Below are 26004 nucleotides of genomic sequence, written 5' to 3' on the forward strand. Positions count from 1 at the left end.
CGGCAATGTCGGAACATCATAATCATGATCATGGTCATAAACATATGCAATGCAGCGATATGGAGCATTATACCAATACTGAGATGATCGTAAGAGAAGATATTTTATCGAAAGCGAAGGAATTGGCGGGTTTGATCTCTACTTCAAATGAGGTTCAGTTTTTTCAAAAAGCCGAATCGCAGATATCATCTAACGATCAAATTCAAACATTAATCAGCGCTATCAAAAAGAAGCAAAAAGAAATCGTTGCCTTCGAATCGTTTGAGAATAAAAAAATGGTTGAAAAAATAGAGAAAGAAATTGAAGAATTGCAGGATCAGCTGGATTCCATTCCTATTGTTAATGAATTCAGACAATCCCAAGAGGATATCAATTACTTGCTTCAGCTGGTGATGTCCGTCATCCGTGATACGGTTTCGGAGAAAATTACAGTTGAGGCGGGAGCCGAATAGTTCATGGAAGAGTGCCACCTTGCAAATGAATGCAGGGTGGTTTTTTTTTACATATCAGAATTTATAAATTTTCGGGGTTCCCGCAAAGTACCTGAGTCCACTTCGAAGCATAAGCCCCACTTTGTGGGATTGTTTCAATTTCTTATGGTGACGCGGGTTCCGATTGGAACGATCTTGGAGAGGGCCAGCACATCCTCGTTATACATTCTTACGCAGCCATGGGAAGCTTGGGTCCCGATGGAATCCGGGTTATTCGTTCCGTGAATGCCATAATGGGGACGGGATAAGCCCATCCAGAAGGCGCCGAAAGGCCCTCCAGGGTTCGGTACTTTATTAATAATGGTATAGTTGCCCACAGGCGTTTGGGTCAGCTCCTTTCCAATGCCGATGGGAAAACCTCGGATAACGATATTATCCTGAAGCAGATAGAGCATGCGTTTAGATAATTCGATGATAATCCGATACATCTTTCACCCCTCCGCTATAAATATCTTATTGGAATTTCATGATAGGTTTTATCCAGCTTTTTTTTGCGCATTTTAATCTGCAAAATGCCATCCTTGTATGAGGAACGGCTGTACTTTGGAACGACGTGGCACGGCAGCTGGATAATTTTTTTGTCACCGTTATCCAAGCCGTCGACCCGAACCTGATCCGTTCTTACTTTAACGGTTGGATTCAACTGATCGGGGAGCTTCATTTTTACAATCACGTAGTTATGCGTATCGAAAACTTCCGCCTGAGGTTGGCTGCGTTTTGCTTTCGAGCTTACATTCAGCTTGGGAAGGCTTTTCGATAAAACCTGTTGAACGTAATTCTCGACCCATGAAGTATCATTGAGCATCTCTAATTGCTGAGCTGAGGGCAATGCCGGCAATTTACTGCCTAGCAGCGATTCAAGCTGTTCCCATTTGGAGGCATTCACATTATTGCTGGTGCGGCTCATACCCATGTCCTCCCCTAAAAATATTTATTTCCATTATATGAGCGGAGAGAAGGCGGTGATACAGCAACTTTGAACCGACGGAGCGGATTCCTGCCGCGGGGTTACCACTGGGCGAATATCTACATACAATACAGGAAGAGTGATTTCTACGTCAGACCCTAAGGAGTTTGCTTATGCCATCCATTGTAGGCAACATCAAGATATTAAATGTGGGGCCGAGCTCCATTGTACAGATCGGGGATGCCGTACAGCTGGCTCCGGAGAGCACTTCCAAAACGTTTGCCGGATCGGGATCATTCAACGTTGGGGATTTTGCTCATACCAATAACGCAATTAGCAATACGAACACGAATGATCAAGACGTGAATGATGCTAATCAAACGGCCATCGGCAATAAAGGGGTGGTTTAAATGAATTTGGTTGTGAACCAACAAATTGTCATTCATCAGCTGCGGGTCGACACCGTATCCAATTCATCTATTTTACAAATTGGCAGTGCCGGTATTATGAAGCCTTTATCTAATTTATATAACACTGGAGGATTTACCGAATCGGCTCCGGCCATGGAAAGCGCATCGACGCTGCCTCTTGTCCCGCTGCCAAGTCCCACATAAGCCTTCTGCTGTTCTGGGCTAACACCTAGTTCGAAGCTGCTGCATACCTTGGAAGCATAAGGGGGGATGATACGTGTACACATGGCAGCAATGGTATCAATATGCACAGCGGATGCACAGCTATATTCAAGCCCAAAGCGTTAAAATGGCGGATATGGAAAAAGACTTGGAAGTACTTAAAGCGGAGCTGAGCCAATTAAAAGAAAAAAAGAGCATTCATATTGATAAAATCGAATATAAATTCGATCAGCTTAAGGTGGAGACTTTGGAGGGGACTTTGAACATCGGAATGAATCCGAGTGCTATAGAGGATTTGGCTGTAAGCAAGCAAGAGGAAGGCGCATCCGCACCTGCAGTATCTGCGCAGGCAAACGGGTTTAATGGAGTTTTTGAAGGGACGCCGCCAAGCTTGCACGGAACGATTCCCGGAGCGGAAGCTTCGCAAGGCTTACGGGAGGAAATTTCCAAGGAGCTTATGGATTTTATGGGCAGACAGGTACCGAATCATCTGGTTTTGCTCCAGGCAGAGTATGGGCATCGGTTGGATAATTGGCATCAGCAGCTGATCATTGAGGATATTGGAAGACAGATTGATCAAAGAATCCGCTTTTATCTAAAGCAGATGGAGCCGGGAGCGACGGTGGATCAGATTTCCTCCTTGAAGGACTCGGTCATTTTCAGAACCAAGAACGATATCCAAACCGCGTTGAAAAATTATTTTAGCAAATTGCCTAAGAAGGATGGGGAATCAGAGTGAATTTTCATGTTACCAATAAGGTGCTTTGTGTGGGAGATATTCGTCTATTGGGTATTTCCAGTTCCTCCGTCTTTCTCATCGGCGACACGGAACAAATTATTTGCTCATCGATCTTCGATACGCCGCCAGAATCGATTATCGTAGCGACCTCTTGTTCCGCTGCCGCCGGAGGAAAAAGAAGGGACGGAAAGTAAATGAGTGTTCGCTGGTCTATTGTACGGGATATTCATGTTCACAGCATTGGGCAGGCATCTATTGTCCAGATTGGCGATAACGAGGTAATTGAGCCGAAAATGAAAGTGCTGGCTGTTCAGCGTGCCATTCCCTATTTTTTGGGGGAAGAAGGGAATTTCGATTATCCCCTTTTCGAACGCGAGATCCCCCTTATGCATAAATATGAAGATTTGCATATGTCGCTGGATAATCAGGAAAGTGCAATCCAGGTCGGATGCGTTAAAGTATTAGCGCTTGCCGGCTCCTCCGTATTCCAGGTCGGAAGAAATGAGAAAATTATTTCCGAAGCCAGGATCAAGCATTTCCGTCAATATGTGACGAGTCTGAGCGCTCCGAGTAAGCGATAAGAACAATATTTTCGTTGGCTTGTGAGCGCAGTTTTTCTTCCAGCAGTTTAATTTCCGTTATAGTCTCCGGTGTCAGATGGGCTACCGCAAATTCTGAAGTCATGATTGATTTCCTCCAGTTGAATAAGAATTAGTCTTGTTACTAGCTTGTCCAGCGGTCTGCAATCTTATAGCTGCAGGTCAGGAAGCTGTGAAATCGACTAAGCTGCAGTAAATAATTGGATTTGATTTATGTGCAAGCGAAGTGGTATATTATAAATCTGTCTTCGAACATGTGTTATAAAGTCATATAAATGACGGCATAATATTTATGAGATTGAAAATATATACTTGCATTCCGATAGGAAAGTATGGTATATTGATGTTCCGGTCGTTGAGACCGAGACAATTGCCCTTTGAAAACTGAACAACGAGTGAGTGAAATAAAGAGAATGCAAATTCTCGCTAGCATTGAATTTTGAGCTTAAGACAAGCTTGATACTTGATATACCCATGAATTCATGGGGTCCCCGAAAGTAGTAGGAATCGGCTTCGGCAGGTTCACTTCACTTTTTGGGGTATCGTGGAGAGTTTGATCCTGGCTCAGGACGAACGCTGGCGGCGTGCCTAATACATGCAAGTCGAGCGGATTGTTCCTTCGGGAACAGTTAGCGGCGGACGGGTGAGTAACACGTAGGCAACCTGCCTGTAAGACCGGGATAACTATCGGAAACGATAGCTAAGACCGGATAGCTGGTTCTCTCGCATGAGGGATCATGAAACACGGAGCAATCTGTGGCTTACAGATGGGCCTGCGGCGCATTAGCTAGTTGGTGAGGTAACGGCTCACCAAGGCGACGATGCGTAGCCGACCTGAGAGGGTGATCGGCCACACTGGGACTGAGACACGGCCCAGACTCCTACGGGAGGCAGCAGTAGGGAATCTTCCGCAATGGACGCAAGTCTGACGGAGCAACGCCGCGTGAGTGATGAAGGTTTTCGGATCGTAAAGCTCTGTTGCCAGGGAAGAACGCTTAGGAGAGTAACTGCTCCTGAGGTGACGGTACCTGAGAAGAAAGCCCCGGCTAACTACGTGCCAGCAGCCGCGGTAATACGTAGGGGGCAAGCGTTGTCCGGAATTATTGGGCGTAAAGCGCGCGCAGGCGGTTATTTAAGTTTGGTGTTTAAGCCCGGGGCTCAACCCCGGATCGCACTGAAAACTGGATGACTTGAGTGCGGGAGAGGAAAGTGGAATTCCACGTGTAGCGGTGAAATGCGTAGAGATGTGGAGGAACACCAGTGGCGAAGGCGACTTTCTGGACCGTAACTGACGCTGAGGCGCGAAAGCGTGGGGAGCAAACAGGATTAGATACCCTGGTAGTCCACGCCGTAAACGATGAGTGCTAGGTGTTAGGGGTTTCGATACCCTTGGTGCCGAAGTAAACACAGTAAGCACTCCGCCTGGGGAGTACGCTCGCAAGAGTGAAACTCAAAGGAATTGACGGGGCCCGCACAAGCAGTGGAGTATGTGGTTTAATTCGAAGCAACGCGAAGAACCTTACCAGGTCTTGACATCTGGGTGAAAGCACTAGAGATAGTGCCCCTCTTCGGAGCACCCAAGACAGGTGGTGCATGGTTGTCGTCAGCTCGTGTCGTGAGATGTTGGGTTAAGTCCCGCAACGAGCGCAACCCTTGACTTTAGTTGCCAGCATTGAGTTGGGCACTCTAGAGTGACTGCCGGTGACAAACCGGAGGAAGGTGGGGATGACGTCAAATCATCATGCCCCTTATGACCTGGGCTACACACGTACTACAATGGCCGGTACAACGGGAAGCGAAGGAGCGATCTGGAGCGAATCTTTAGAAGCCGGTCTCAGTTCGGATTGCAGGCTGCAACTCGCCTGCATGAAGTCGGAATTGCTAGTAATCGCGGATCAGCATGCCGCGGTGAATACGTTCCCGGGTCTTGTACACACCGCCCGTCACACCACGAGAGTTTACAACACCCGAAGTCGGTGGGGTAACCCGCAAGGGAGCCAGCCGCCGAAGGTGGGGTAGATGATTGGGGTGAAGTCGTAACAAGGTAGCCGTATCGGAAGGTGCGGCTGGATCACCTCCTTTCTATGGAGTCCATGGTGACTGTAGGTCATCGGACATAAAGCAGCGCAAGCTGCAAACTTTGTTGACAACTGACATCGTCTAGCACGATGTAACAGTTGCAATATCACTCACTCGTTGTTCAGTTTTGAGAGGTGCAATAGACTCTCAAACCTACTGACAACTGAAACGATGGAAACTTCGTTTACCCGTTGCAGGATAGCTTGTTCCTTGAAAACTAGATAACGAAACAAAGCATAGAATCATCCTTGAAAGAGATAGATCTGATGATCTTACTCTTATAATCTTTAGCTGCCGTTCGATTCATCGAACACGGGTTAAGCTAATAAGAGCACACGGAGGATGCCTAGGCGCTAGGAGCCGACGAAGGACGTGGCGAACGACGAAATCGCCTCGGGGAGCCGTAAGCAGGCGTTGATCCGGGGATGTCCGAATGGGGGAACCCAGCTGAGGTAATACTCAGTTACCGCTATCTGAATACATAGGGTAGTAGGAGGCATACGAGGGGAACTGAAACATCTAAGTACCCTCAGGAGAAGAAAACAAGAGTGATTCCGTCAGTAGCGGCGAGCGAAAGCGGAACAGCCCAAACCAGGGGGCTTGCCCTCTGGGGTTGTGGGACGTCAATGTGGGTTTAGCAGAGTAGATGAAGCGGTCTGGAAAGGCCGGCCACAGAAGGTAACAGCCCTGTAATCGAAATTTTGCGAAAATCCTAGACGGATCCCGAGTACCGCGAGACACGTGAAACCTCGTGGGAAGCAGGCAGGACCATCTGCCAAGGCTAAATACTCCCTAGCGACCGATAGTGAAGCAGTACCGTGAGGGAAAGGTGAAAAGAACCGCGGGAGCGGAGTGAAATAGAACCTGAAACCGTGTGCTTACAAGAAGTCAGAGTCCGTTAATGGATGATGGCGTGCCTTTTGTAGAATGAACCGGCGAGTTACGTTCCCGTGCAAGGTTAAGGTGAAGAGCCGGAGCCGCAGCGAAAGCGAGTCTGAATAGGGCGTATCGATATTTTCTTACGAAAAATCGCAGTACGTGGACGTAGACCCGAAACCGTGTGATCTACCCCTGCCCAGGGTGAAGGTGCGGTAACACGCACTGGAGGCCCGAACCCACGAATGTTGAAAAATTCGGGGATGAGGTGGGGGTAGCGGAGAAATTCCAATCGAACTCGGAGATAGCTGGTTCTCCCCGAAATAGCTTTAGGGCTAGCCTCGGGAGATGAGTAGTGGAGGTAAAGCACTGATTGGGTGCGGGGCCCGCCAAGGGTTACCAAGTCCAGTCAAACTCTGAATGCCACATACTTTATCCCGGGAGTCAGACAGTGAGTGCTAAGATCCATTGTCAAGAGGGAAACAGCCCAGATCATCAGCTAAGGCCCCCAAGTGTGTGTTAAGTGGGAAAGGATGTGGAGTTGCAAAGACAACCAGGATGTTGGCTTAGAAGCAGCCACCATTGAAAGAGTGCGTAATAGCTCACTGGTCGAGTGACTCTGCGCCGAAAATGTAACGGGGCTAAACACACCACCGAAGCTATGGCTCGCGTCACCTTCATTGCATCTTTGAGGAAGCCGTTAGACACGGGACATTCGCCAGATTCCACCTCTAGGGGTTGGATCAAAGAATCTGGCTAAATGCCCTCAGGCTAAACGCGCCGCTTCGAAGCTGGAATGAAGGTGACGCTTGGGTAGGGGAGCGTTGTATGTAGGTAGAAGGTGTACCGTAAGGAGCGCTGGACAGCATACAAGTGAGAATGCCGGTATGAGTAACGAAAAGATCAGTGAGAATCTGATCCGCCGAAAGCCTAAGGGTTCCTGAGGAAGGCTCGTCCGCTCAGGGTAAGTCGGGACCTAAGGCGAGGCCGAAAGGCGTAGTCGAAGGACAACAGGTTGAAATTCCTGTACCACCGTGAACCGTTATGAGCAATGGGGTGACGCAGAAGGATAGTGACGCGGACTGATGGATGTCCGTCCAAGCAGAGAGGCTGGTGTGTAGGCAAATCCGCACATCGTAAGGCTGGTCTGTGATGGGGAGCGAAAATTGCAGTAGCGAAGGTCATGAGTTCAGGCTGCCAAGAAAAGCCTCTAGCCAGGGAGAAGGTGCCCGTACCGCAAACCGACACAGGTAGGCGAGCAGAGCATGCTAAGGCGCGCGGAAGAACTCTCGTTAAGGAACTCGGCAAAATGACCCCGTAACTTCGGGAGAAGGGGTGCCTCGGTAGGGTGAATAGCCCGAGGGGGCCGCAGTGAAAAGGCCCAAGCGACTGTTTAGCAAAAACACAGGTCTGTGCGAAGCCGCAAGGCGAAGTATACGGGCTGACGCCTGCCCGGTGCTGGAAGGTTAAGGGGAGTGGTTAGGGGTAACCCGAAGCTATGAACCGAAGCCCCAGTAAACGGCGGCCGTAACTATAACGGTCCTAAGGTAGCGAAATTCCTTGTCAGGTAAATTCTGACCCGCACGAATGGCGTAACGACTTGGGCGCTGTCTCAACGAGAGATCCGGTGAAATTTTAATACCTGTGAAGATGCAGGTTACCCGCGACAAGACGGAAAGACCCCATGGAGCTTTACTGCAGCTTGATATTGGACTTTGGTACGATCTGTACAGGATAGGTGGGAGCCTGAGAAGCCTGAGCGCCAGCTTGGGTGGAGGCGACGTTGGGATACCACCCTGATCGTATCGGAGTTCTAACCTGGTACCGTAAGCCGGTATGGGGACAGTGTCAGGTGGGCAGTTTGACTGGGGCGGTCGCCTCCTAAAAAGTAACGGAGGCGCCCCAAGGTTCCCTCAGAATGGTTGGAAATCATTCGAAGAGTGCAAAGGCATAAGGGAGCTTGACTGCGAGACAAACAGGTCGAGCAGGGACGAAAGTCGGGCTTAGTGATCCGGTGGTACCGCATGGAAGGGCCATCGCTCAACGGATAAAAGCTACCCTGGGGATAACAGGCTTATCTCCCCCAAGAGTCCACATCGACGGGGAGGTTTGGCACCTCGATGTCGGCTCATCGCATCCTGGGGCTGAAGTAGGTCCCAAGGGTTGGGCTGTTCGCCCATTAAAGCGGTACGCGAGCTGGGTTCAGAACGTCGTGAGACAGTTCGGTCCCTATCTGTCGTGGGCGCAGGAAATTTGAGAGGAGCTGTCCTTAGTACGAGAGGACCGGGATGGACGTACCGCTGGTGTACCAGTTGTTCCGCCAGGAGCACGGCTGGATAGCTACGTACGGACGGGATAAGCGCTGAAAGCATCTAAGCGTGAAGCCCCCCTCAAGATGAGATTTCCCAGTATGTAAGACCCCTTGAAGACGACGAGGTAGATAGGTTCGGGGTGGAAGTGCCGTAAGGTATGGAGCTGACGAATACTAATCGGTCGAGGGCTTATCCAAGAGAAAGCAAAGAAGAAGGATGTATGCTTGTTTCGTATCTAGTTTTCAGGGTGCAATACTTCATCCGAATCGATGAGGTGGCTCTGATATGGTGCAGTATGTATTGTACACATTTGTAACACAATAAGTTAATACGCGGTTGTGGTGGAACGGCAGACACGCCATCTTGAGGGGGTGGTGTCCTATGGACGTGCAGGTTCAAATCCTGTCAACCGCATTAAATGAAAGAATACAAAAGATCCTCTTTAAGCTGACAATGTCCAAGACATATTGTCCGTTTAAAGAGGATCTTTTCATTGGAATGAAATGAACTGTGACGGCTCAATCTAGCTGACACATGAATTAGATGGAAAGTGGAGGACAGTGGAAGCTATTAGAAGCTTGCAAATGATTCTTGAAGAAGAATCCGTTTGCGCATCGGGACTGTCCGATGAATAGGCCCTGTTGACAAGGCGGTTTACGATTATCGAGGGATTTCGCCAAGAAGAGTCGGCCGCTTTTCATAGTCGCGCTGCTATCATCTCTGAGGGCAAGACGGAATCCGAGCTGTTGAGCGCGGTGATGAGTCCCACAGTGCAGGTGATGGCGGATCACATGAAGAATCAGAGCAATTTTACCCTACCGGATCGCCGAGGCTATTACTTATGCCATCAATGAACCTGTGGCTTCCTCGATTAGCGAGATTGTGAATAGGCCGACAATGCAGAGTATATAAGAAGAATCGGCCTGAGCTTTCCGGCGGGATCCTTTCCTTCTTAAAATTAGCGGATTGATGCCCCATGCCAGGCCAAGAGTCCGGCCTCTCTTTTATTAACGGCAGTCCAAGAGTTATACTGAGTAAGCAGGAAGCCGATGGAAGTCGATTATTTTTTCATTTGGATTCGATGAAATGATTATGAATAGCAGGGGGGAACCCATGGTACACAGCAGAAGTACAACGAAACGCGTTGTGGGAGTAGGCTCCGGGCAAAACAGCACGGGATATGGAACATATATTTGTTCGGAGCCGTTTCCAATCGATAGGCTTATCTAATTCGTGCGGTTTTGCTCGCTATTTACATGTTCTATAAAAATGTAGATAGGAGCATTCTGAATGAAATACGAGAAAGCAGAGCAGACGCTGCCAGACTTTATAGTTAAAATGATTCAGGAATATATAGACGGCTGCTACGTTTATATCCCGAGAAAAGAAGAAAATCGTAAGGCGTGGGGACAGCAGACCGGCTATAAGAACGATTTGAAGCGGAGAAATTCCGCGATTTGCGGCAAGTTCAAAAAAGGCGAGACCATTCGCAGCCTTGCCGGCGAGTATTATTTGACGGAACAGACGATTCGCAGAATTATTCGTGAAGAGAAAGATCATGTTCCTGCCAGAAACAAGCATCAACTTGAAAAATGAAGCCAGCACCTGTACCATTTCATTTGTACGGTGACATTGTTCAAGGAGAGGCTGCTATGAAGCAAAATAAATACGACGATCCGGGCTTTTTTACTAATTATAGTCAGATGCCCCGTTCCAGGCTGGGATTGGATGGAGCGGGGGAGTGGATGGTTTTTCGGGCGATGTTTCCGGAGCTGAGGGATAAGAGAGTGCTTGACCTCGGCTGCGGATTTGGCTGGCATTGCCGATACGTGAGAGAGCAGCTGGCAAGTTCAGCGGTTGGAGTAGATCTGTCGGCGAACATGCTGGAACGTGCCAGACAGATGACCGACGATCCGCAGATACAGTATTTGCAGGCTGCGATTGAAGATATTGATTTTGCGGAAAAAGAGTTTGATCTGGTCATCAGCTCGCTTGCCCTGCACTATGTAGAGGATTTCGAGGAGATCTGCGGAAAAGTGTACCGCGATTTGGCAGACGGAGGCTCCTTCGTCCTTTCGGTTGAACATCCGGTTTTTACCTCGGTGGCAGCCCAAGACTGGCATTATAGCCCGGAAGGGCAGAAGCTGCATTGGCCCCTCGATGATTATCATGAAGAAGTTACCGCGGGTGGCCAAATTTCTAGATCATGATGTCGTCAAATACCATCGGACGATGGCCACGCTGGTGAATGCGCTTATCCAAACCGGATTCCGCATCCGCGAGCTGTCCGAGCTGAAGCCGCCGCAGGACAAAAGAAACGATCCGGAGTGGGAGGAGGCCAACCGGCGTCCGATCTTCCTCTTAATCGCGGCGGATAAGGAATAATACAACATTGCCAGCCCTGGTGCAGTCCATGCACTGGGGCTGGTTCTTTTTGCGGCAGGTGGAGTGGAATCAGTGAGGTTGCAGATCAGTGCGTATGGAGTGTAGTCGTCGAGGCTAACCCCTGCAGCACAGATTGCCGCGTATGGAATGGGGTCTGCAAAGCTAACCCTGCAGCACAAATTAGCGCGTATGGAGTGGAGTCTGCATAGCTAACTCCTGAAGCAGATTTTCACTGCTTGGCTCAAGCTTCATGGGGAACAGCTCCGTTTTCTCGGGGAGCAGCTTCTTCAGCTCCGGGAATGCAGCTCCGGAAGCATAAATTTTGTCCGAATACCGTGCTGCTTCACGCAGTCGTTCCGGCTCGTTTAGGCCCAGGATATCGAATTGGATCTGTTGGATTCCCGCCTCGCGAATACGGTTTGCCATCCATTCTCCCCCGGTTTTTCCCAAACAGGCGAAGGTCACATGGCTTCCCTGCTTCAAGCCTGCAATTTCCAGCAGTACGGAAGGCTCAATTGTAGCCCCGATGACGATAATTTTGCTGTCGAACCGGGCGAACTTTGTTCTGACCTCTTCGGTATGATTCAGCGTAGTGACGATGGCATGGGAGCGCTGCACGGCCTCCGTCAAGGCTTGTTGATCTTCATTGGTGAAGTCCTCCAGGAACAGAGTTTCCACGTCTGCGCCTGTGGCGAGTTCTATGGCTTGACGGTAGAAAGGATGATCGTGCCCCCTGCATTCTACAAAAAGAATATGTAGCTTACTCGCTTGAGGCGGGTTTTGAAGCAGCGTGTAGGCAAGGCCCGCAATAAAAAACGAAGGAAGATCGAGACCGGACTGCGATGCTTCATGAAGGATAGGGTCCAAAAGCTGCCGCATCCGCTGCCGCTCATCGCGAAGCTGCCTGGTTTGGGCTCCGCCGGTAACGTGCGTACCGCGGCCTTTTTGCATCGTAACTAGCCCCTCATCCCGCAATTGCGTATACACCCAGTTGACAGTGTTCCGATTCAGTTCAAGCTCGTCCGCCAAATGGCTTGCGGAAGGGAGCATGTCACCGGGTTCGATTTGTCCCATACCAATGAGCCATTTGAGCTGTTCGTTAATCTGTGTATTCACATTAAAGGTCAAGTGATTGTTGACTTGAAGCAGGTATTGCTTTTTGTCCATCGTAAGACCTCATTTCCTAGTTGTCTAGATATATTATAGCTCTTTGATTATGAATTCATCAACTGAAATCAGATTCATTCATGTTTTTATTGACATATAACTCTAAAAATAATATAACTAAATAACTAGTTAAATATATATTTAGAGGTGTGTGCAATGGAAAAAACGAAGTTAATTGGTTTTTGGGGCAAGATGAAAAGCTCGAAGAGAAGCCCGATCCAGGTTGTTCCCCGCAATGCGCTTATGGGCGCGATAGGCGGCTTTGCTGCAATTGCTCTACTGGCGGCTCTTTCCGAACTGACCACAGCGGTCTGGATTATGGCTCCGTTCGGCGCCACGTGCGTGCTGGCCTTCGGGCTATGGGACGCGCCGCTGTCGCAGCCGAGAAATATTATCGGCGGGCACTTGATATCCACCTTTGTAGGCCTGCTGTTCTCCCACTTGTTCGGAACGAGCCTATGGGTGATGGCGGCTGCCGTGGGCGTGGCGATTGGGCTGATGATGTTAACGAAAACGACCCATCCGCCAGCGGGAGCGGACCCTTGGTTGTCATTTTAAGCGGCAGCAGCTGGACATTTTTGTTTGAGCCGGTGCTGGTCGGAGCGGTGGCGATCGTTCTGATTGCCTTGCTTATCAACAATTTGGACTCAAAACGCAGTTATCCTACATTCTGGTTGTAAAACCTTGTTCCGCACGCCCGACGTTGAATTTTTCAGTGGCCTACCTCTTCGGGAAAATCAGCTTGCTTCTTTCATTTGCTAGTTGACTTTTGCTGCCGGGAATTGCTAACAGAGACAAATAAGTATATAATGACCACAGTCATAAATGACTGTGGTCATTATTTTGGGGGTGGAAGGCTTGCGAAGAGAAGCCCGAAAAAAACAAATAGAAGCAGCGATCGTTGAACAAGCAATCGCCCTGTTCAAGAAGAAAGGCTACGACCGGGTTACGGTCGAGGAAATCACAAACCAAAGCGGTATCGCGAAGGGCACCTTTTTTAACTATTTCCGCAAAAAAGAGGATGTTCTCCTTCACTTGGCCAATTCGCATATGGAACTGTTAAGCCAAATCGCGGAAACCCATCAGGGAAAGCCTGTGAAAGAACGGCTGGCATACATTTACCGTGACTTGCTTAAAATTTACTTTCAGCACGCCGATTTAATGCGGCTGACCTTGGTCGAAACGCTCAGAGCGTCTATCGGGTCCAAGGAAACCGCATCGAATCTCTCGCTCTTTCAAGGAACGCTGCAGACGGTTATCCGGGAAGCGCAGCAAAACGGAGAGCTGCCAAGCCGATGGGATGCCGGCATGATTGCTTCCATGGTGGGCGGATTGTTTATTAATGCTCTGATTACGGGCTCTTCGACGATGGATGAGGAGCAGATATTCGCTTTGCTCTGTTCTCAGCTTGAAGCGGTGTGGGAGGGCGTTGCGAATGCGTAAATCGAAGCGGATCAAATGGCGCGGATTCCTGCTTGTTCTTGTGGTCAGTCATCCTATTCATGTATTGGAATAACAGCTCTTATTGGGCCGAACCAAGAAGCGGAGAGCCTCAGCTTCTGGCACACCGCGGTCTTGCGCAAACCTACTCCATGGAGGGAATCGCCAATGACACCTGTACGGCCGAGCGGATTTATCCGCCCGAGCATGATTTTCTCGAGAATACGATTCCTTCCATCGAAGCGGCGTTTCAGGCAGGAGCCGACGTCGTGGAGTTTGATGTGCACTGGACGAAGGATAACCAGTTTGCCGTTTTTCACGATTGGACACTGGATTGCCGAACGAACGGGAAGGGCGTCACAAGAGACTACACGATGGATGAGCTGAAAGCATTGGATATCGGGGACGGCTATACGGCCGATCACGGACAAACCTTTCCTTTTCGCGGCAAAGGGATTTATCAGATGCCGTCCTTAACCGAGGTGCTGCGCCGCTTCACCGACAAGGCTTTTTTAATTGATGTGAAAAGCAATGACCCCAATGAAGGAAAGCTGCTTGCGCAATATTTATCCGCACTGCCTAAGCAGCAGCAGGAGCTGTTAGCGGTATATGGAGGAGACCAGCCTATTGCCGCTTTAAAAACAATGATGCCCGATATGCGGATAATGTCTAAAGCAACGATGAAAAGCTGTCTTATTCCCTATCTAGCTGCGGGATGGACGGGGCTGACGCCTTCCGCATGCCGGCATACGGAGCTGCATATTCCGGAGAAAATCGCGCCATGGCTGTGGGGCTGGCCGGATCGATTCCTGAACCGGATGGACCGGGCGGATACCCGCACGATTGTAGTGGGGGGAGACGGCAGCGATTTCTCGAGCGGGTTCGATACGTCAGAGGATATCAAGCGTCTGCCTGCCCATTATACAAGCTGGATATGGACGAACCGGATCGATCGTATTGCCCCTTTGTATAGAGCGGTGAAAAATTGAAAAGCTTGGCTTGTTATGGATTACGGCCGCGCATGCCCGAAAGGGTATGGGCGGTTTTTTCGAGCGGAGGTTGACATAGAAAGACCCTGTGTATAAACTGTATATAAACATATATACAGTAATAACAGTGATCCTTGTGAGGTGATATCCGTGTCGACTTCGAAAGGAGCATGGCTGCTGCTGCGGTATGAATGGAGGCAGAATTGGCTGGGGAGTCTGGTGACACTCCTGCTGGCAACGTATATCGTTGCGTTCACTTTTCCGCTTTATAAGGTCAATGATTTCTCGCAAGAAGCTTTTTTAGCGGGAACGATCGATTTTATCATGCTATGTATCGTGCCTTGCCTGGGATTTTTTATGAACCAAACGACCTTTCGCAATGTGAAGGAGGACTATACCGCGCGTAAGCTCGCCGCGATGCGGGCCATGCCGATTACCGTTAAGCAGATCGCCGCGGGCAGGGTCATGTCCATGCTGTCACTGCTTCTGCCGATGTGGATATATTTTTTCACCATGATATTTCTGCTCAGCGTTTGGTTCTTCCAACAAAGCTGGGTTCAGCTGCTGAATTATGCCTTGTTTTGGCTGGGATATGCCGTCTTTATGAGCGTGGTATATCTTATCATGGAACTGGGATTCGCGAGCCGCAAGTATCTGTTATCCTGCATCGGAACTCTCCCGTTATTTGCAGCTGTCGTTCTGCTTTGCCGTTTGTCGGGTCACTCTCTTGTAGGCGATCTATTGGGAGCGGCTGCAGTTCACAACTGGCGGCCGGCTTTAGGCGCGCTGCTTGCCGGAGCTGTCTCTATCCTCGCCGGAGTACCGCTGCTTGCGTCCATTATTTCACGCCGCAGCCTGCTTGGATAATAAAAGTAAGGTGAGGAGCCATCGATAACACACGGTATACGTTTCCGTTTCTGTGAAACCGTGCTGCGGCTGAGATCGAGCGACGAATTTTAAAAGAAGGTGCTTATTATGCGGCTGCCCATCCATATCAATGAGAATAGCGCCGAGCCGCTCTATCATCAGATTGAATCCCAATTAAGGACGCTGATCCTAAGCGGCAGGCTTCAGGAGAATGAACTGCTTCCATCCAACCGGGAGCTGGCCCACAGCTTGAAGTGCAGCTTAATAACGATCCGCCGCGTGTACCAGGATCTGGAGGCGGAAGGGCTGCTCCGTACGAGACAAGGCACGGGCACCTACGTTGCTCCCGTCGACCGGACGCTCTATCGGCAAAAGCAGCTCGCAGGCGTACGGGAAGCTGTAGCTTCGGCGATAACTGCAGCAATCATGGCAGGCTGCGACCGGGAGGATATCGAGCGCTTCGTCCGCGAAGAGCTGAACCGCCAGATGGGCGGGGAAGACGCTCTACAGCCTGAAAGATCTCCGGATTACGATCCGGCCGCCCAATGACAGAGCGTGCGGATTACAGCAGAAGGAGGAATCGTATGACTTATGCTGATTATAACGATGAAAATAAAGAAGGATATCCCGTCCTGAAGATGCACGGCGTTACTCAGAACAAAGAAAACAGCTTTCGGCTCGGCCCGCTGGATTTAGAAATACCCGCTGGCTATGTTACCGCCATTATGGGGCCCAACGGGTCGGGCAAAAGCTCGCTGTTCCGGCTGGCTCTCGGTCAGTCCAAGCCGAACAGCGGCGAGATCAGCCTGCTGGGGAAAGCTGTGGGAGGAACGGACGACGCGGATGTGAAGCGTAGAATCGGTTACGTCGCGGACGAAGATACCTATCCGGAACGATCCATCCGCGGAACGGAGAAGGCCGGCTTCGTGAGCCAGTGGTACCCGAAATGGGATCGGGCATGGTTTGAGCATTTGCTTGAACGGTTCAAGGTCGATGCGACCCTGCGTCTGGACAAGATGTCCAAGGGCAGCCGGCGCAAATACGAGCTTGCGCTGGCACTGGCTCACCGCCCCGAGCTGCTCCTGCTCGATGAACCGAGCTCAGGGCTTGATCCCATCTCCTGCAAGAAGATGGTGGAGGAGCTGCACAAGTATATGGAGCAGGGAGACCGCACCATTATTATTGCGACGCACATGCTTGAAGAAGTGCGACGCCTGGCGGATTATATCGTCTGCCTGGCGGACGGCCGCCTGATTGGGATGTACGAGAAGGATGAGCTGCTCGGGTCGTGGCATACCTTTTATGCCGGCTATGAGAGCGGCGGCTCATCGGCCGCGATCGCGGAAGAAGCGGCGAAGCTGCCGGGTCTGTACAGCATCGAGGAAGCGGGCGGCGGCACATGCCGCATCGTGACTTCACGTGCACGGGAGGCCCAGGCATGGTGCAGAGAGCGGGGCTGGTCTGTGACAGGCGAGCGGCCGCTGGAGCTTGACGATATTATGGAAGCGCTGATTGAGATGTCCAGGCAGAAAGGCGGTAGCTGAATGAAACCTTTAACCGTAGAAAACATAGTCAAGCAGTACGGAGAGAAAATGGCTGTCAACGGAATCAGCTTTGAGGTGGATCGCGGTGAGATCTACGGTCTGCTTGGTGCTAACGGGGCAGGCAAAACAACGACGATGCGTATGGTGCTGGGCCTGATTTTTCCGGATGCGGGACAGATTCTGTATGATGGCAAAGCTTACACGAAGGAGCAGCTCAAAACGCTCGGATACCTTCCGGAAGAGCGCGGATTATACGCCAAGGTGAAGGTGAGCGACCAGCTCGTTTATTTGGCTCAGCTGCGCGGCATGTCGCGCAAGGACGCCCAGGAAAGCTTGCGCAAGTGGCTGGAACGCTTCGAGGTGCCGGAATATTACGACAAGCGCGTGGAAGAGCTGTCCAAGGGCAATCAGCAAAAGATCCAGTTCATTGCCTCGGTCATTCATAAGCCGCGGATCATCATTATGGATGAAGCGTTCAGCGGACTCGATCCGGTGAATGTCGAGCTGCTGAAATCGACCGTCAAAGAGCTGAGGGATCAAGGGGCGACGATTTTGTTCTCGACCCATCGCATGGAGCATGTGGAGGAGCTGTGCCGCAGCATTACGATTCTTCACCGGTCGAATGCGGTGCTGGCAGGCAGCTTGAAATCGATCAAGGGCCAGTTTCCGAGGGAACGTGTTCTATTGGCTGCCAATGGAGAAATCCGCGGACTTGAAGACCTGCCCGGTGTAATCAGTGTCATGCGTCATGAGCAGGCATATGAGATCCGAATTGCAGACGAGCAGGCGGGGAGCCGGATTTTACGGTACGCCATGGAACAGGCGGAAGTCACCCGGTTCGAGATTATGGAGCCGACGTTAAATGAAATCTTCATCAGAACGGTAGGTGAGCGGCATGCATGATTTAAGAACGGTAATCGGCTTCACGTTCCGCAACAAAACGAGAGGCAAATCCTTTATTATTACGACGCTGATTCTTGTCTGCATTCTTTCGCTTGGGGTGAATCTGCCCCACCTTATTTCCTTGTTCAGTAAAGGGGATACCGGACCGAAGCAGGTCGGGTATGTCACTGTGCAGAGCGAGCAGCTGCAAAGCCGTGTGACCCCTACGCTGCTGGGAGAGAAGCTCAAGCAGTATTTTCAGCAAAAGTCGGAAGCAGAACGGGATATGCAGCTGATTCCCTTTGAGGGGAGCGGGATCCCGGATAAGGATGAAGCGTTGCTTCGGCAGGGTATGAAGGAAGGGAAGATCAAGGGATATCTGTTGTTTAAGGAGAACGCGGACGGAACCTTCTACGATGCGGTGTATAAGTCGGAAAAGGTGCTGGACAGCGGCTCCGCGGATGCATTGAAGACCGCTCTGCAGAATGTGAAAATGCAGTTCTCCGGGCTTACGCAGGAGCAGCTGCAGAGGCTGTATGCTCCGGTTAATGTACAGTCGCTGCAGATTTCCGCCGGCGAGTCCGCCGGACTGACGGCAGCTCAGCAAGGCGTTAATATGGGGGTTGTATACGTTGTGCTGTTCCTGTTGTTCTTCTCGATCATGGGAACCGGTCAAATGATTGCAAGCGAAGTGACGACGGAGAAAAGCTCGCGGATTATGGAGGTGCTGATCACCAGCGTTTCGCCGCTGAACAGTATGTTCGGTAAAATTATCGGCATGTTTCTGGTGGGGCTTCTGCAAATTGCCGTCTATGTCATCGTTGTTGTCGCTAACGCGCAAATTCCGGCCAATCGCGAGGCGCTCGGCAACCTCAACATTCATCTGAGCGATGTGAACGGCGGGCTGCTGCTGCTGGCGCTCCTGTTCTACTTGACCGGCTACTTCCTGTATGCGACGCTGTATGCGGCCGTCGGTTCCATCGTCAGCCGCACCGAGGACTTGAGCCAGGCGGTGATGCCGCTGACCTTCCTCTCGATGATCGGGTTCTATATCGGCATATTTAATTTGACGCACCCGGATAGCACCTTTGTGACGGTCTGTTCGTTCATTCCTTTCTTTGCTCCCTATGCGATGGTGCTGCGGGCAGGGGTCAGCGATCCGCCGCAGTGGCAGATCGCAATCTCGCTATTGATTATGCTGGTTTCCATCTATGGATTCGGCTGGCTGTCCGCCAAAATTTACCGCACGGGGGTGCTGCTGTATGGCAAGCGTCCGAGCATCAAGGAGCTTCGCAAAGCGATGAAGGCATATAAATTATAGAAGGTCTCAGGAGAATGGCATTGGGTAGCAGACGGAAAAAAAAAGCTGTCGGCCAACCGGCTCGGCAGCTTCCATACCGTATAGAGGTATAATTTTAGGCGTGAAGCTGCTTTTTGACTTTTTCGCTCTCCATTGGTATAATAAAATATGCTTTAAAAGTAAGTATTAGACAAGCACTTGCTTTAAGTTTTTGCCATGTTCCCTTAGCTCAGCTGGATAGAGCGTTTGACTACGAATCAAAAGGCCGGGAGTTCGAATCTCTCAGGGAACGTTATTTTTTTAGATTTAATGAAAAAGCCTGCGATCGTATGATCGCAGGCTTTTTTTGTCATGCAGCTTAGATTTTCAGAAGAAGACTATTCGTTTGCTTCTTCGTTTTGAGCTTGATTGTTTTGCGTGCTGTTTTGCAGCAGGGAAGACAGCTGTTCTACCTGTTGTTGTTCTTCCGTGCTCTCTGCATTGGCTTGTGCTGCGTTCAGTGCATGCTCCACTGCATTTTGCTCGTTGTTAGCCATGGATTCTTCACCTCCTCAAATCCCTCTAGATGTAAGTATTCCACCCCTTGCTTGGGGACATGCAAGCTTTTGTTGGGAAAAATCAGCCTCACTCTGTAAAGCGGAGGCGATTATTCCTCTTCCGCTGCGCTGCTGTTCCGCTTAGAGGTTTCCTCGTAGCCCGTTGACGGGATTTGTACTGCACCCTGCTCCAGCTGCACGTACCCGTCACTTGTTCCCGCTGCGTATACATCGCTCAGCTGTTCTTTCGTCAGGCTTTGGCCATCCAGGGGATGATCGGCCTGACTTGTGTTGGCTGCATTTGTCACTTGCTGCTGCTTAGAGGACGACTTCATCAAGGCTGTCTCCTTTTATGGATCGATTGAACTCTTCTATCAAGAAGCGGAACTCCTTTAGATGAAGAGAACCATTTGCTAATGTGTCACGTTTGTTATCTTTTCATACCCTTTTGAACAAAAAAACTGCTGTCTCCGCATCAAAAATAGGCCATTCAGAAATGTCTGAATGACCTATTAATTACGAAGAAACACTTCTCATCCCGCTTGCATGGCGATTTTGAAGCCGTCTTACACGTCGTTAGAGACTGGCTCTATCGGCGGGCGGTATCCTTTTACTACAGACTGTTCTAAGGCTATTTCAATGAGGAATAAGATGAAAGACCCTGCAGCCCGAAAATGACGAAGATGAAAATAAGCATAATAATATATAAAACAATAACGATGGCCGCCAGCAGAAGGGAAGCCCGCGCATAGTTCTTCTTATTCGGATTGGTTTGATCCCCGAAGGCCCAGACGAACAGCATGATCAGATTCACCAGCGGAATGGCCAATACGATCAAGGTCACAAGCCATTGCTTCACGGTTAACACAGGCGCCTGCAAAGAGCGGGCTTGACTATCAGCGGTACCGGCATTCAAAGACGGGTTGGATTCAAAACTCATACAATCACCTCTTTAGTCGAAATATGAATTTATGACACTCCCCGAATTGTAATATTTATAGGACATTAGGCGGATTCATTGGTTAGGGAAGGAGGAAAAGCCCTCGTAATGAAGAAAGTATGTATTTATACAGAAAAATAGGGATGCGAGGGACAAGCATGGTTGAATCGATATCTGGTATGGATCATGGGTCTTCTAAAAGTGTGCCGTCGTCAAACGCATTAACGGATGGGAAGGATAAGCTGTTCCAGCATGCTTTTGACTATGCTGCAATCGGGATGGCACTTATTGCCCTGGATGGAACCTGGTTAAAAGTAAATCCGGCTCTTTCCAACATATCGGGCTATTCGTCGGCTGAATTAATGAAGACCGACATTGCGGCTATTATTCATGCCGACGATCTGAAGAGCCTGCAAAGACTCCATAGCAGACTGTTGAGCAGCCGTAAGGACACCTATAACAAAGAAATCCGCTGTTATCATAAGCAGGGTCATATCATATGGGGACTGCTGTACGTATCATTGGTACGGGATGAAGCAGGGGCTCCTTTATACACCATTGCACAGATTCAGGATATTAGTGCGCGCAAGCAGTTAGAACAAAAATTCAGTTCTTTAATCGAGTACAACCCTGCCGGCATCATTTCTTTGGACATGCATGGAAGAATGAACGGGTTGAACGAAGCGATGGAGCAGATTATCGGGTACAAGTCCTACGAATTGATGGATAAGCCGCTTAAAACGATCATTGCCGGCGAGCGCGAGCATCTCCATATATTTCAGCATGCGGTGGAAGACAAAGAGCAGTACAACCATGACATTACGGTAACGCATAAGGACGGAAGCCTGATCCACCTGGGAGCTAAGGACGTGCCGATTATTGTCGACGGGACGATTGTCGGATTTTATATCATTGCGCGTGACATTACAGAGCATAGAATGACGCAGGAAAAGCTGGGAGCGATTCAGCAGGAGCTGATCGATGTCGTTTCCAAGCAGCATGGAATGACCTATAAATTCAAAAAAATAGGCGATCGCTTTATTCACACATTGTGTGACGGGGAGCTAGTTTATCGTTTGGGCTACCGGCCGGAGTTTGTCGTCGGAAAGGAACTGAGCGATTTTCCTGTAGAGTCCGGCAGTATCGCACAAATAGAGGAATGCTACAACAGAGCCTGGTCCGGAGAAGAGACGGTGACTTATGAGGGCCAGAAAAATAATCTGACCTACCTGATCCATATGAAGCCTGTTAAGCGAAGCGGGAAGGTCGTAGAGGTGATAGCCTCATGTATTGATATCTCGGAAAGAAAGCGGGCCGAGGAAGATTTAAGAGCGACCAAGGAGATGCTGGAATCGTTTATTAACAATACGCCGGATGCGATCGATGTCGTCGATTTGAACGGGAATGTCGTCCAGGTAAACCGAGCTTTTGAGAAAATATACGGTTACACCGAGGAGGAAGCCCTCGGCAAGCAGCTGCTTATCATTCCCGAGGATAAGACGGAAGAAAAGGACATGCTGTACAGCAAACTGACTTCGGGGACGGATATTGAAAACTATGAAACGACGAGACTCCGCAAGGACGGCAGCTTGCTCTATATTAATCTGACCTTGTCGACGATCAAAGATGCCAACGGCAAGACGATAGCTTACGCCGCGATTACAAGAGACATTACCGAACGCAAAAAAACGGAAGAATTGCTGCGCAAATCGGACCGTCTGTCGGTTGTCGGACAGCTGGCCGCCGGGCTGGCCCATGAGATCAGAAATCCGCTGACGTCGCTGAAAGGCTTTCTTCAGCTGATGCAGGCCGGGGTACCCTCCCAGGAAAAATATTATGAGATTATGATCTCGGAGCTGGACCGGATTAATTTTATCGTCAGCGAATTTTTAATTATAGCCAAGCCTCAAGTTACCCAGTACGATAATAAATCGCTGAACCGGATTCTCGATACGGTCATTCAGCTGATTGAACCGGAAGCCAATATGAAAAACGTCGAGATGCAGGTCGACATGGGCCTGAAGCCGGTATTGGTTCGCTGCTCGGAAATTCAATTGAAGCAGGTTTTCATTAATTTGATGAAAAATGCGATTGAGGCTATGCCTCAGGGCGGGCAGCTGAAGATCGATGTGGATAATGGAGAGCAGGACGTTCTGGTGCGCATTGCGGATACCGGCAGCGGCATTCCGAAGGAACGCTTGTCCCATCTGGGAGAGCCTTTTTATACGACGAAGGAAAAGGGAACGGGGCTTGGGCTGATGATGTGCTTTAAAATTATCGAGTCCCATCAAGGCAGTATCGATTTCCGAAGCCAGCTTCATGAAGGGACGACCGTTGAAGTGGTTCTGCCTGTCGTTCAGCCCTACTTGAAATAAACCGTATACGATCTGAAATTAACGTTAGCACGGAGAGGACAAGTCGTGTTATGCTGGAATAGTGTGCACAAAGCGAATAGATAACGAAGGAGTGGATACGAAGGATGAAGCACAAGCGTCTGGGAAAGACGGAGTTGAATGTCTCCAGCATTACTTTCGGTTGTTGGGAGCTGGGGGGACGGACCTGGGAATTTACAAGCGACGACAACAACATCAAGGCTATTCAAGCGGCTTATGAGATGGGCATTACAACTTTCGATACGGCGGAAGGCTATGGCTCCGGCCACTCGGAAGAAATTGTCGGGGCGGCATTGGAAGGCATTCGCAGCCAATGCGTGATTTCGACCAAAGTAAGCCGCGCTCACCTGGCGCCTGATGACGTTAGACGTTCGGCAGAGAACAGCCTCAATCGGCTCAAAACGGATTATATCGATATTTATTATATTCATTGGCCAAGCTTTGAAATCCCACTGGATAAAACGCTTTCAGAATTCAACAAGCTTAAAGAAGAAGGATTGATTCGTGCGATCGGCGTTTCCAATTTCTCTTTGGCACAGCTCCAGGAAGCGGGACAATACGCTCAAATCGACGTTATTCAGCCGGAGTACAGCCTTCTCCACCGTGAGATTGAGCAGGAGATCGTCCCTTACTGCCTGCAAAACCAAATCGGGATTATGAGCTACAGCTCCATCGCGAAAGGCATTCTGACCGGAGCATTCCATCTGGGCGGAAAAACATTGGACGAGAACGATTTCCGCAGTACGAGACGCCTGTTCCTGCCGGAGCATTTAAAATTAGAGGAAGAGCTCATCCTGCTGCTGAAGCAAATTGCCGATGCTAAAGGCAAAGCGGTTTCTCAGATAGCGATTCAATGGCTGCTGCAGCAGCCTGCGCTGACTACGGCGATCGTCGGTTCCCAAAGCATTAAGCATATGCAGGAAAATGTCGACGCAGTGGATATCGAATTAACCTCCGATGAAATCCAGGCTTTGAGTGCGGTGAGTCAAAAAGTGATTGCCGGAATCGACGCTGCACAATAAATAAGATGAGCTCTTCAAAAAGTATCATGTCTTGCTTGCAACCTTGCTGCCTTGCATCAAAACTAGCATTTGTGTCCTAAAACAATGAAAGCCCTACCTCTCTTTCATCCTTGCGGCTCCGATGACCGCGCCAGTGTGAATCAGTTAACACGAAAAACAAATTCTTGGGTTCATGGAATTTGAATAGTTTAAATGGGTGGAGGAATAGCGGGGCAACACTTAATTGAGGCTGCTTTGCAAATATATAATTGATACATCCATACATCATATCATAGATTGATTTTGTTGGCAAGTCATTTGTTGCTTTCTTAATAACCGGGAACAGGACTCTTCTTGATTGGATAAGCAGAGCGCTTTCCCGGCTCTTTTTTTTGTATATTTGGGCTAAATCGGGCGGCTGGTTATTCTCGTTTTGAGAAATGCATAAAATGGGTAAAATACGTTGGAAATAAACTGGGAGGTGCAGTGATGAGTTATAGAATTGAACGGGATACGATGGGGGAAATTCAGGTACCTGCGGATAAGCTGTGGGGAGCACAGACTCAACGGAGCAGCGAAAACTTCAAAATCGGTACGGAACGGATGCCTTTGGAGGTCGTCCGGGCTTTTGCCGTGCTTAAGAAGTCGGCAGCGCTCGTGAACAGCAAGCTCGGCAAGCTGGAAAGGGAAAAAGCGGAGGCCATCGTTCAGGCGGCGGACGAAATCCTTGAAGGGAAATGGGACGAGCATTTTCCTCTGGTGGTGTGGCAGACGGGCAGCGGTACGCAATCCAATATGAATGTGAACGAAGTGATCGCCCACAGAGGCAATCAGCTGCTGGAGCAGCGGGGGAGCACGGCGCGAATTCATCCGAACGACGATGTGAACAAATCGCAAAGTTCCAATGATACGTTTCCTACGGCGCTGCATATTGCCGGCGTGCTTGCGGTTGAGGATCAGCTGCTGCCGGCGATTGCCAAGCTGAAGGAGACGCTGCAGCTCAAGATGGAGGCATTCGCGGATATTGTCAAAATCGGGCGTACCCATTTGCAGGATGCGACACCCCTGACGCTGGGACAAGAGATCAGCGGCTGGTGGGCCATGCTGGAGCACACCGGCAAAATGATCGAGAGCAGCGTGCAGTCGATGAAGGAGCTGGCGATCGGCGGTACGGCCGTTGGGACGGGTCTGAACGCCGATCCGCGGTTCGGAGATATGACCGCGGAAGAAATCAGCAGAGAAACCGGCAAATCGTTCGTATCGGCAGCGAACAAATTCCATGCGCTGACGAGTCACGATCAATTGGTATTCGTCCATGGAGCGATCAAGGCGCTGGCCGCCGACTTGATGAAAATCGCCAACGATGTCCGCTGGCTGGCCAGCGGGCCGCGGTGCGGCATCGGCGAGCTGACCATTCCGGAGAATGAACCGGGGAGCTCGATCATGCCCGGCAAGGTGAACCCGACGCAGAGCGAAGCGATGACGATGGTCGTATGCCAGGTGATGGGCAATGACGCGGTGATCGGTTTCGCGGCGAGCCAGGGGAATTTTGAGCTGAACGTGTTCAAGCCGGTGCTGATTCATAATTTCCTGCAATCTTGCCGCCTGCTCTCGGACGCGCTCCATTCCTTCAACGACCATTGCGCGGTCGGCATTGAGCCGAATCGCGAGGTGATCGAACGCTACCTGCAGCAGTCGTTGATGCTGGTCACCGCTTTGAACCCGCATATCGGCTACGAGAAAGCGGCGAAGATCGCCAAGCAGGCGCACAAGGAAGGGCTTTCGCTGAAGGAATCGGCGGTTCGCAGCGGGTTCCTGACCGAGGAGCAATTTGACGAGTATGTCCGTCCGGAAGAGATGATCGGGCCCAAATAAGCTTCCCGTCCGCGGCGTTTATTTGGTAAACTAGGCTTATAGAACGGATG

At 50.1% G+C, this 26004-nt stretch carries 22 protein-coding genes, 2 tRNA genes, 2 rRNA genes and 3 pseudogenes; 23 read left to right on the forward strand and 6 right to left on the reverse strand.

The features are described from left to right. The first annotated feature begins 59 nt into the window (after positions 1-59). A complete protein-coding gene (locus tag ACHHV8_RS11810; RefSeq protein ID WP_395163480.1) occupies positions 60-452 on the forward strand; it encodes a YlbF/YmcA family competence regulator in 393 nt (130 codons plus the stop codon). Positions 453-586: 134 nt separating this feature from the next. Here the strand turns inward: ACHHV8_RS11810 and ACHHV8_RS11815 are convergent, their stop codons facing one another. Next, positions 587-919 (reverse strand): L,D-transpeptidase, encoded by a 333-nt coding sequence (locus tag ACHHV8_RS11815; protein ID WP_395158442.1) that lies wholly within the window; start codon positions 917-919, stop codon positions 587-589. Positions 920-933: 14 nt separating this feature from the next. Next, positions 934-1404 (reverse strand): Hsp20/alpha crystallin family protein, encoded by a 471-nt coding sequence (locus tag ACHHV8_RS11820; protein ID WP_395158443.1) that lies wholly within the window; start codon positions 1402-1404, stop codon positions 934-936. Positions 1405-1571: 167 nt separating this feature from the next. On the opposite strand from ACHHV8_RS11820, the gene ACHHV8_RS11825 reads away from it, so the two are divergent. From ACHHV8_RS11825 to ACHHV8_RS11870, 10 genes and pseudogenes are all read left to right on the forward strand, one after another. Then, the gene (locus ACHHV8_RS11825) at positions 1572-1808 is read left to right on the forward strand and encodes a spore germination protein (RefSeq protein ID WP_395158444.1); all 237 of its coding nucleotides are present in this window, start codon (positions 1572-1574) and stop codon (positions 1806-1808) included. Further along, complete coding sequence (locus ACHHV8_RS11830; RefSeq protein ID WP_395158445.1) at positions 1809-2012, forward strand: spore germination protein GerPB; 204 nt, start codon at positions 1809-1811, stop codon at positions 2010-2012. A 73-nt stretch (positions 2013-2085) separates the two neighbouring features. Then, complete coding sequence (gerPC, locus tag ACHHV8_RS11835; protein ID WP_395158446.1) at positions 2086-2769, forward strand: spore germination protein GerPC; 684 nt, start codon at positions 2086-2088, stop codon at positions 2767-2769. After that, positions 2766-2967 (forward strand): annotated as a pseudogene (locus ACHHV8_RS11840) (spore gernimation protein GerPD). Before gerPC ends, ACHHV8_RS11840 begins: the two are co-directional and overlap by 4 nt. After that, positions 2964-3350, forward strand: coding sequence for a spore germination protein GerPE (locus ACHHV8_RS11845; RefSeq protein ID WP_395158447.1), 387 nt, complete (start codon positions 2964-2966; stop codon positions 3348-3350). The pseudogene ACHHV8_RS11840 and the gene ACHHV8_RS11845 overlap by 4 nt, the downstream one beginning before the upstream one ends. Before the next feature lie 559 nt (positions 3351-3909). Then, positions 3910-5450, forward strand: a 16S ribosomal RNA gene (locus ACHHV8_RS11850). A 312-nt stretch (positions 5451-5762) separates the two neighbouring features. Further along, a 23S ribosomal RNA gene (locus ACHHV8_RS11855) occupies positions 5763-8832 on the forward strand. The 16S and 23S rRNA genes sit together here with 1 tRNA gene alongside, the layout of an rRNA operon. A gap of 135 nt (positions 8833-8967) precedes the next feature. Beyond that, positions 8968-9049 (forward strand) — tRNA-Leu (locus ACHHV8_RS11860). Between the two features lie 876 nt (positions 9050-9925). Next, positions 9926-10231 carry a CD3324 family protein gene (locus ACHHV8_RS11865; protein ID WP_395158448.1) on the forward strand — a complete coding sequence of 102 codons (306 nt, stop codon included), beginning with the start codon at positions 9926-9928 and terminating at the stop codon, positions 10229-10231. Positions 10232-10287: 56 nt separating this feature from the next. Continuing rightward, positions 10288-11020, forward strand: a pseudogene (locus tag ACHHV8_RS11870) (class I SAM-dependent methyltransferase). Between the two features lie 180 nt (positions 11021-11200). Here ACHHV8_RS11870 and ACHHV8_RS11875 read toward each other — a convergent pair. Then, positions 11201-12187 (reverse strand): GntR family transcriptional regulator, encoded by a 987-nt coding sequence (locus ACHHV8_RS11875; RefSeq protein ID WP_395158449.1) that lies wholly within the window; start codon positions 12185-12187, stop codon positions 11201-11203. A gap of 156 nt (positions 12188-12343) precedes the next feature. On the opposite strand from ACHHV8_RS11875, the pseudogene ACHHV8_RS11880 reads away from it, so the two are divergent. From ACHHV8_RS11880 to ACHHV8_RS11920, 9 genes and pseudogenes are all read left to right on the forward strand, one after another. Then, positions 12344-12867 (forward strand): annotated as a pseudogene (locus ACHHV8_RS11880) (HPP family protein). Between the two features lie 178 nt (positions 12868-13045). Continuing rightward, positions 13046-13630, forward strand: coding sequence for a TetR/AcrR family transcriptional regulator (locus ACHHV8_RS11885; protein ID WP_395158450.1), 585 nt, complete (start codon positions 13046-13048; stop codon positions 13628-13630). Between the two features lie 59 nt (positions 13631-13689). Then, positions 13690-14616, forward strand: a complete 927-nt coding sequence (locus ACHHV8_RS11890) for a glycerophosphodiester phosphodiesterase family protein (protein ID WP_395163481.1) — start codon at positions 13690-13692, stop codon at positions 14614-14616. 150 nt (positions 14617-14766) lie between these two features. Further along, the gene (locus ACHHV8_RS11895; RefSeq protein ID WP_395158451.1) at positions 14767-15483 is read left to right on the forward strand and encodes a hypothetical protein; all 717 of its coding nucleotides are present in this window, start codon (positions 14767-14769) and stop codon (positions 15481-15483) included. 108 nt (positions 15484-15591) lie between these two features. Next, entirely contained in the window at positions 15592-16032 is a 441-nt protein-coding gene (locus ACHHV8_RS11900) for a GntR family transcriptional regulator (RefSeq protein WP_395158452.1), read from the forward strand. A gap of 35 nt (positions 16033-16067) precedes the next feature. Beyond that, a complete protein-coding gene (locus ACHHV8_RS11905; RefSeq protein ID WP_395158453.1) occupies positions 16068-17027 on the forward strand; it encodes an ABC transporter ATP-binding protein in 960 nt (319 codons plus the stop codon). Further along, positions 17028-17930: an ABC transporter ATP-binding protein gene (locus ACHHV8_RS11910; RefSeq protein ID WP_395158454.1), complete on the forward strand. Its 903-nt coding sequence runs from the start codon at positions 17028-17030 to the stop codon at positions 17928-17930. Continuing rightward, a complete protein-coding gene (locus ACHHV8_RS11915; RefSeq protein WP_395158455.1) occupies positions 17923-19230 on the forward strand; it encodes an ABC transporter permease in 1308 nt (435 codons plus the stop codon). Before ACHHV8_RS11910 ends, ACHHV8_RS11915 begins: the two co-directional genes overlap by 8 nt. Before the next feature lie 197 nt (positions 19231-19427). After that, positions 19428-19501 (forward strand) — tRNA-Arg (locus tag ACHHV8_RS11920). Between the two features lie 85 nt (positions 19502-19586). On the opposite strand, the gene ACHHV8_RS11925 is transcribed toward ACHHV8_RS11920, so the two are convergent. From ACHHV8_RS11925 to ACHHV8_RS11935, 3 genes are all read right to left on the reverse strand, one after another. Further along, positions 19587-19745: a hypothetical protein gene (locus ACHHV8_RS11925; protein ID WP_395158456.1), complete on the reverse strand. Its 159-nt coding sequence runs from the start codon at positions 19743-19745 to the stop codon at positions 19587-19589. A gap of 110 nt (positions 19746-19855) precedes the next feature. Then, positions 19856-20080 carry a DUF4025 domain-containing protein gene (locus ACHHV8_RS11930; RefSeq protein WP_395158457.1) on the reverse strand — a complete coding sequence of 75 codons (225 nt, stop codon included), beginning with the start codon at positions 20078-20080 and terminating at the stop codon, positions 19856-19858. Between the two features lie 296 nt (positions 20081-20376). After that, positions 20377-20685 carry a hypothetical protein gene (locus tag ACHHV8_RS11935; RefSeq protein ID WP_395158458.1) on the reverse strand — a complete coding sequence of 103 codons (309 nt, stop codon included), beginning with the start codon at positions 20683-20685 and terminating at the stop codon, positions 20377-20379. Positions 20686-20843: 158 nt separating this feature from the next. Here ACHHV8_RS11935 and ACHHV8_RS11940 point away from each other — a divergent pair, with 158 nt between their 5' ends. The 3 genes from ACHHV8_RS11940 to fumC all read left to right on the forward strand — a co-directional run bounded on the left by ACHHV8_RS11940 (position 20844) and on the right by fumC (position 25954). After that, positions 20844-23060 carry a PAS domain S-box protein gene (locus tag ACHHV8_RS11940; RefSeq protein ID WP_395158459.1) on the forward strand — a complete coding sequence of 739 codons (2217 nt, stop codon included), beginning with the start codon at positions 20844-20846 and terminating at the stop codon, positions 23058-23060. A gap of 104 nt (positions 23061-23164) precedes the next feature. After that, positions 23165-24100 (forward strand): aldo/keto reductase, encoded by a 936-nt coding sequence (locus ACHHV8_RS11945; protein WP_395158460.1) that lies wholly within the window; start codon positions 23165-23167, stop codon positions 24098-24100. Positions 24101-24568: 468 nt separating this feature from the next. Next, positions 24569-25954 carry a class II fumarate hydratase gene (gene fumC, locus ACHHV8_RS11950; RefSeq protein WP_395158461.1) on the forward strand — a complete coding sequence of 462 codons (1386 nt, stop codon included), beginning with the start codon at positions 24569-24571 and terminating at the stop codon, positions 25952-25954. Positions 25955-26004: the final 50 nt, after the last annotated feature.

Source organism: Paenibacillus sp. TAB_01 (assembly GCF_043945595.1).
Lineage (GTDB): Bacteria > Bacillota > Bacilli > Paenibacillales > NBRC-103111 > Paenibacillus_S.

Excerpts from the sequence above, each read along its gene's own strand:
- ACHHV8_RS11935 (WP_395158458.1), bottom strand. The coding sequence starts at position 20,685 with ATGAGTTTTGAATCCAACCCGTCTTTGAATGCCGGTACCGCTGATAGT.
- ACHHV8_RS11925 (WP_395158456.1), bottom strand. The coding sequence starts at position 19,745 with ATGGCTAACAACGAGCAAAATGCAGTGGAGCATGCACTGAACGCAGCA.
- ACHHV8_RS11875 (WP_395158449.1), bottom strand. The coding sequence starts at position 12,187 with ATGGACAAAAAGCAATACCTGCTTCAAGTCAACAATCACTTGACCTTT.
- ACHHV8_RS11940 (WP_395158459.1), top strand. The coding sequence starts at position 20,844 with ATGGTTGAATCGATATCTGGTATGGATCATGGGTCTTCTAAAAGTGTG.
- ACHHV8_RS11910 (WP_395158454.1), top strand. The coding sequence starts at position 17,028 with ATGAAACCTTTAACCGTAGAAAACATAGTCAAGCAGTACGGAGAGAAA.
- ACHHV8_RS11930 (WP_395158457.1), bottom strand. The coding sequence starts at position 20,080 with ATGAAGTCGTCCTCTAAGCAGCAGCAAGTGACAAATGCAGCCAACACA.
- ACHHV8_RS11945 (WP_395158460.1), top strand. The coding sequence starts at position 23,165 with ATGAAGCACAAGCGTCTGGGAAAGACGGAGTTGAATGTCTCCAGCATT.
- ACHHV8_RS11845 (WP_395158447.1), top strand. The coding sequence starts at position 2,964 with ATGAGTGTTCGCTGGTCTATTGTACGGGATATTCATGTTCACAGCATT.
- ACHHV8_RS11820 (WP_395158443.1), bottom strand. The coding sequence starts at position 1,404 with ATGGGTATGAGCCGCACCAGCAATAATGTGAATGCCTCCAAATGGGAA.
- ACHHV8_RS11915 (WP_395158455.1), top strand. The coding sequence starts at position 17,923 with ATGCATGATTTAAGAACGGTAATCGGCTTCACGTTCCGCAACAAAACG.
- ACHHV8_RS11900 (WP_395158452.1), top strand. The coding sequence starts at position 15,592 with ATGCGGCTGCCCATCCATATCAATGAGAATAGCGCCGAGCCGCTCTAT.
- ACHHV8_RS11825 (WP_395158444.1), top strand. The coding sequence starts at position 1,572 with ATGCCATCCATTGTAGGCAACATCAAGATATTAAATGTGGGGCCGAGC.
- ACHHV8_RS11890 (WP_395163481.1), top strand. The coding sequence starts at position 13,690 with ATGTATTGGAATAACAGCTCTTATTGGGCCGAACCAAGAAGCGGAGAG.
- ACHHV8_RS11865 (WP_395158448.1), top strand. The coding sequence starts at position 9,926 with ATGAAATACGAGAAAGCAGAGCAGACGCTGCCAGACTTTATAGTTAAA.
- ACHHV8_RS11830 (WP_395158445.1), top strand. The coding sequence starts at position 1,809 with ATGAATTTGGTTGTGAACCAACAAATTGTCATTCATCAGCTGCGGGTC.
- ACHHV8_RS11905 (WP_395158453.1), top strand. The coding sequence starts at position 16,068 with ATGACTTATGCTGATTATAACGATGAAAATAAAGAAGGATATCCCGTC.
- ACHHV8_RS11810 (WP_395163480.1), top strand. The coding sequence starts at position 60 with ATGGAGCATTATACCAATACTGAGATGATCGTAAGAGAAGATATTTTA.
- fumC (WP_395158461.1), top strand. The coding sequence starts at position 24,569 with ATGAGTTATAGAATTGAACGGGATACGATGGGGGAAATTCAGGTACCT.
- ACHHV8_RS11815 (WP_395158442.1), bottom strand. The coding sequence starts at position 919 with ATGTATCGGATTATCATCGAATTATCTAAACGCATGCTCTATCTGCTT.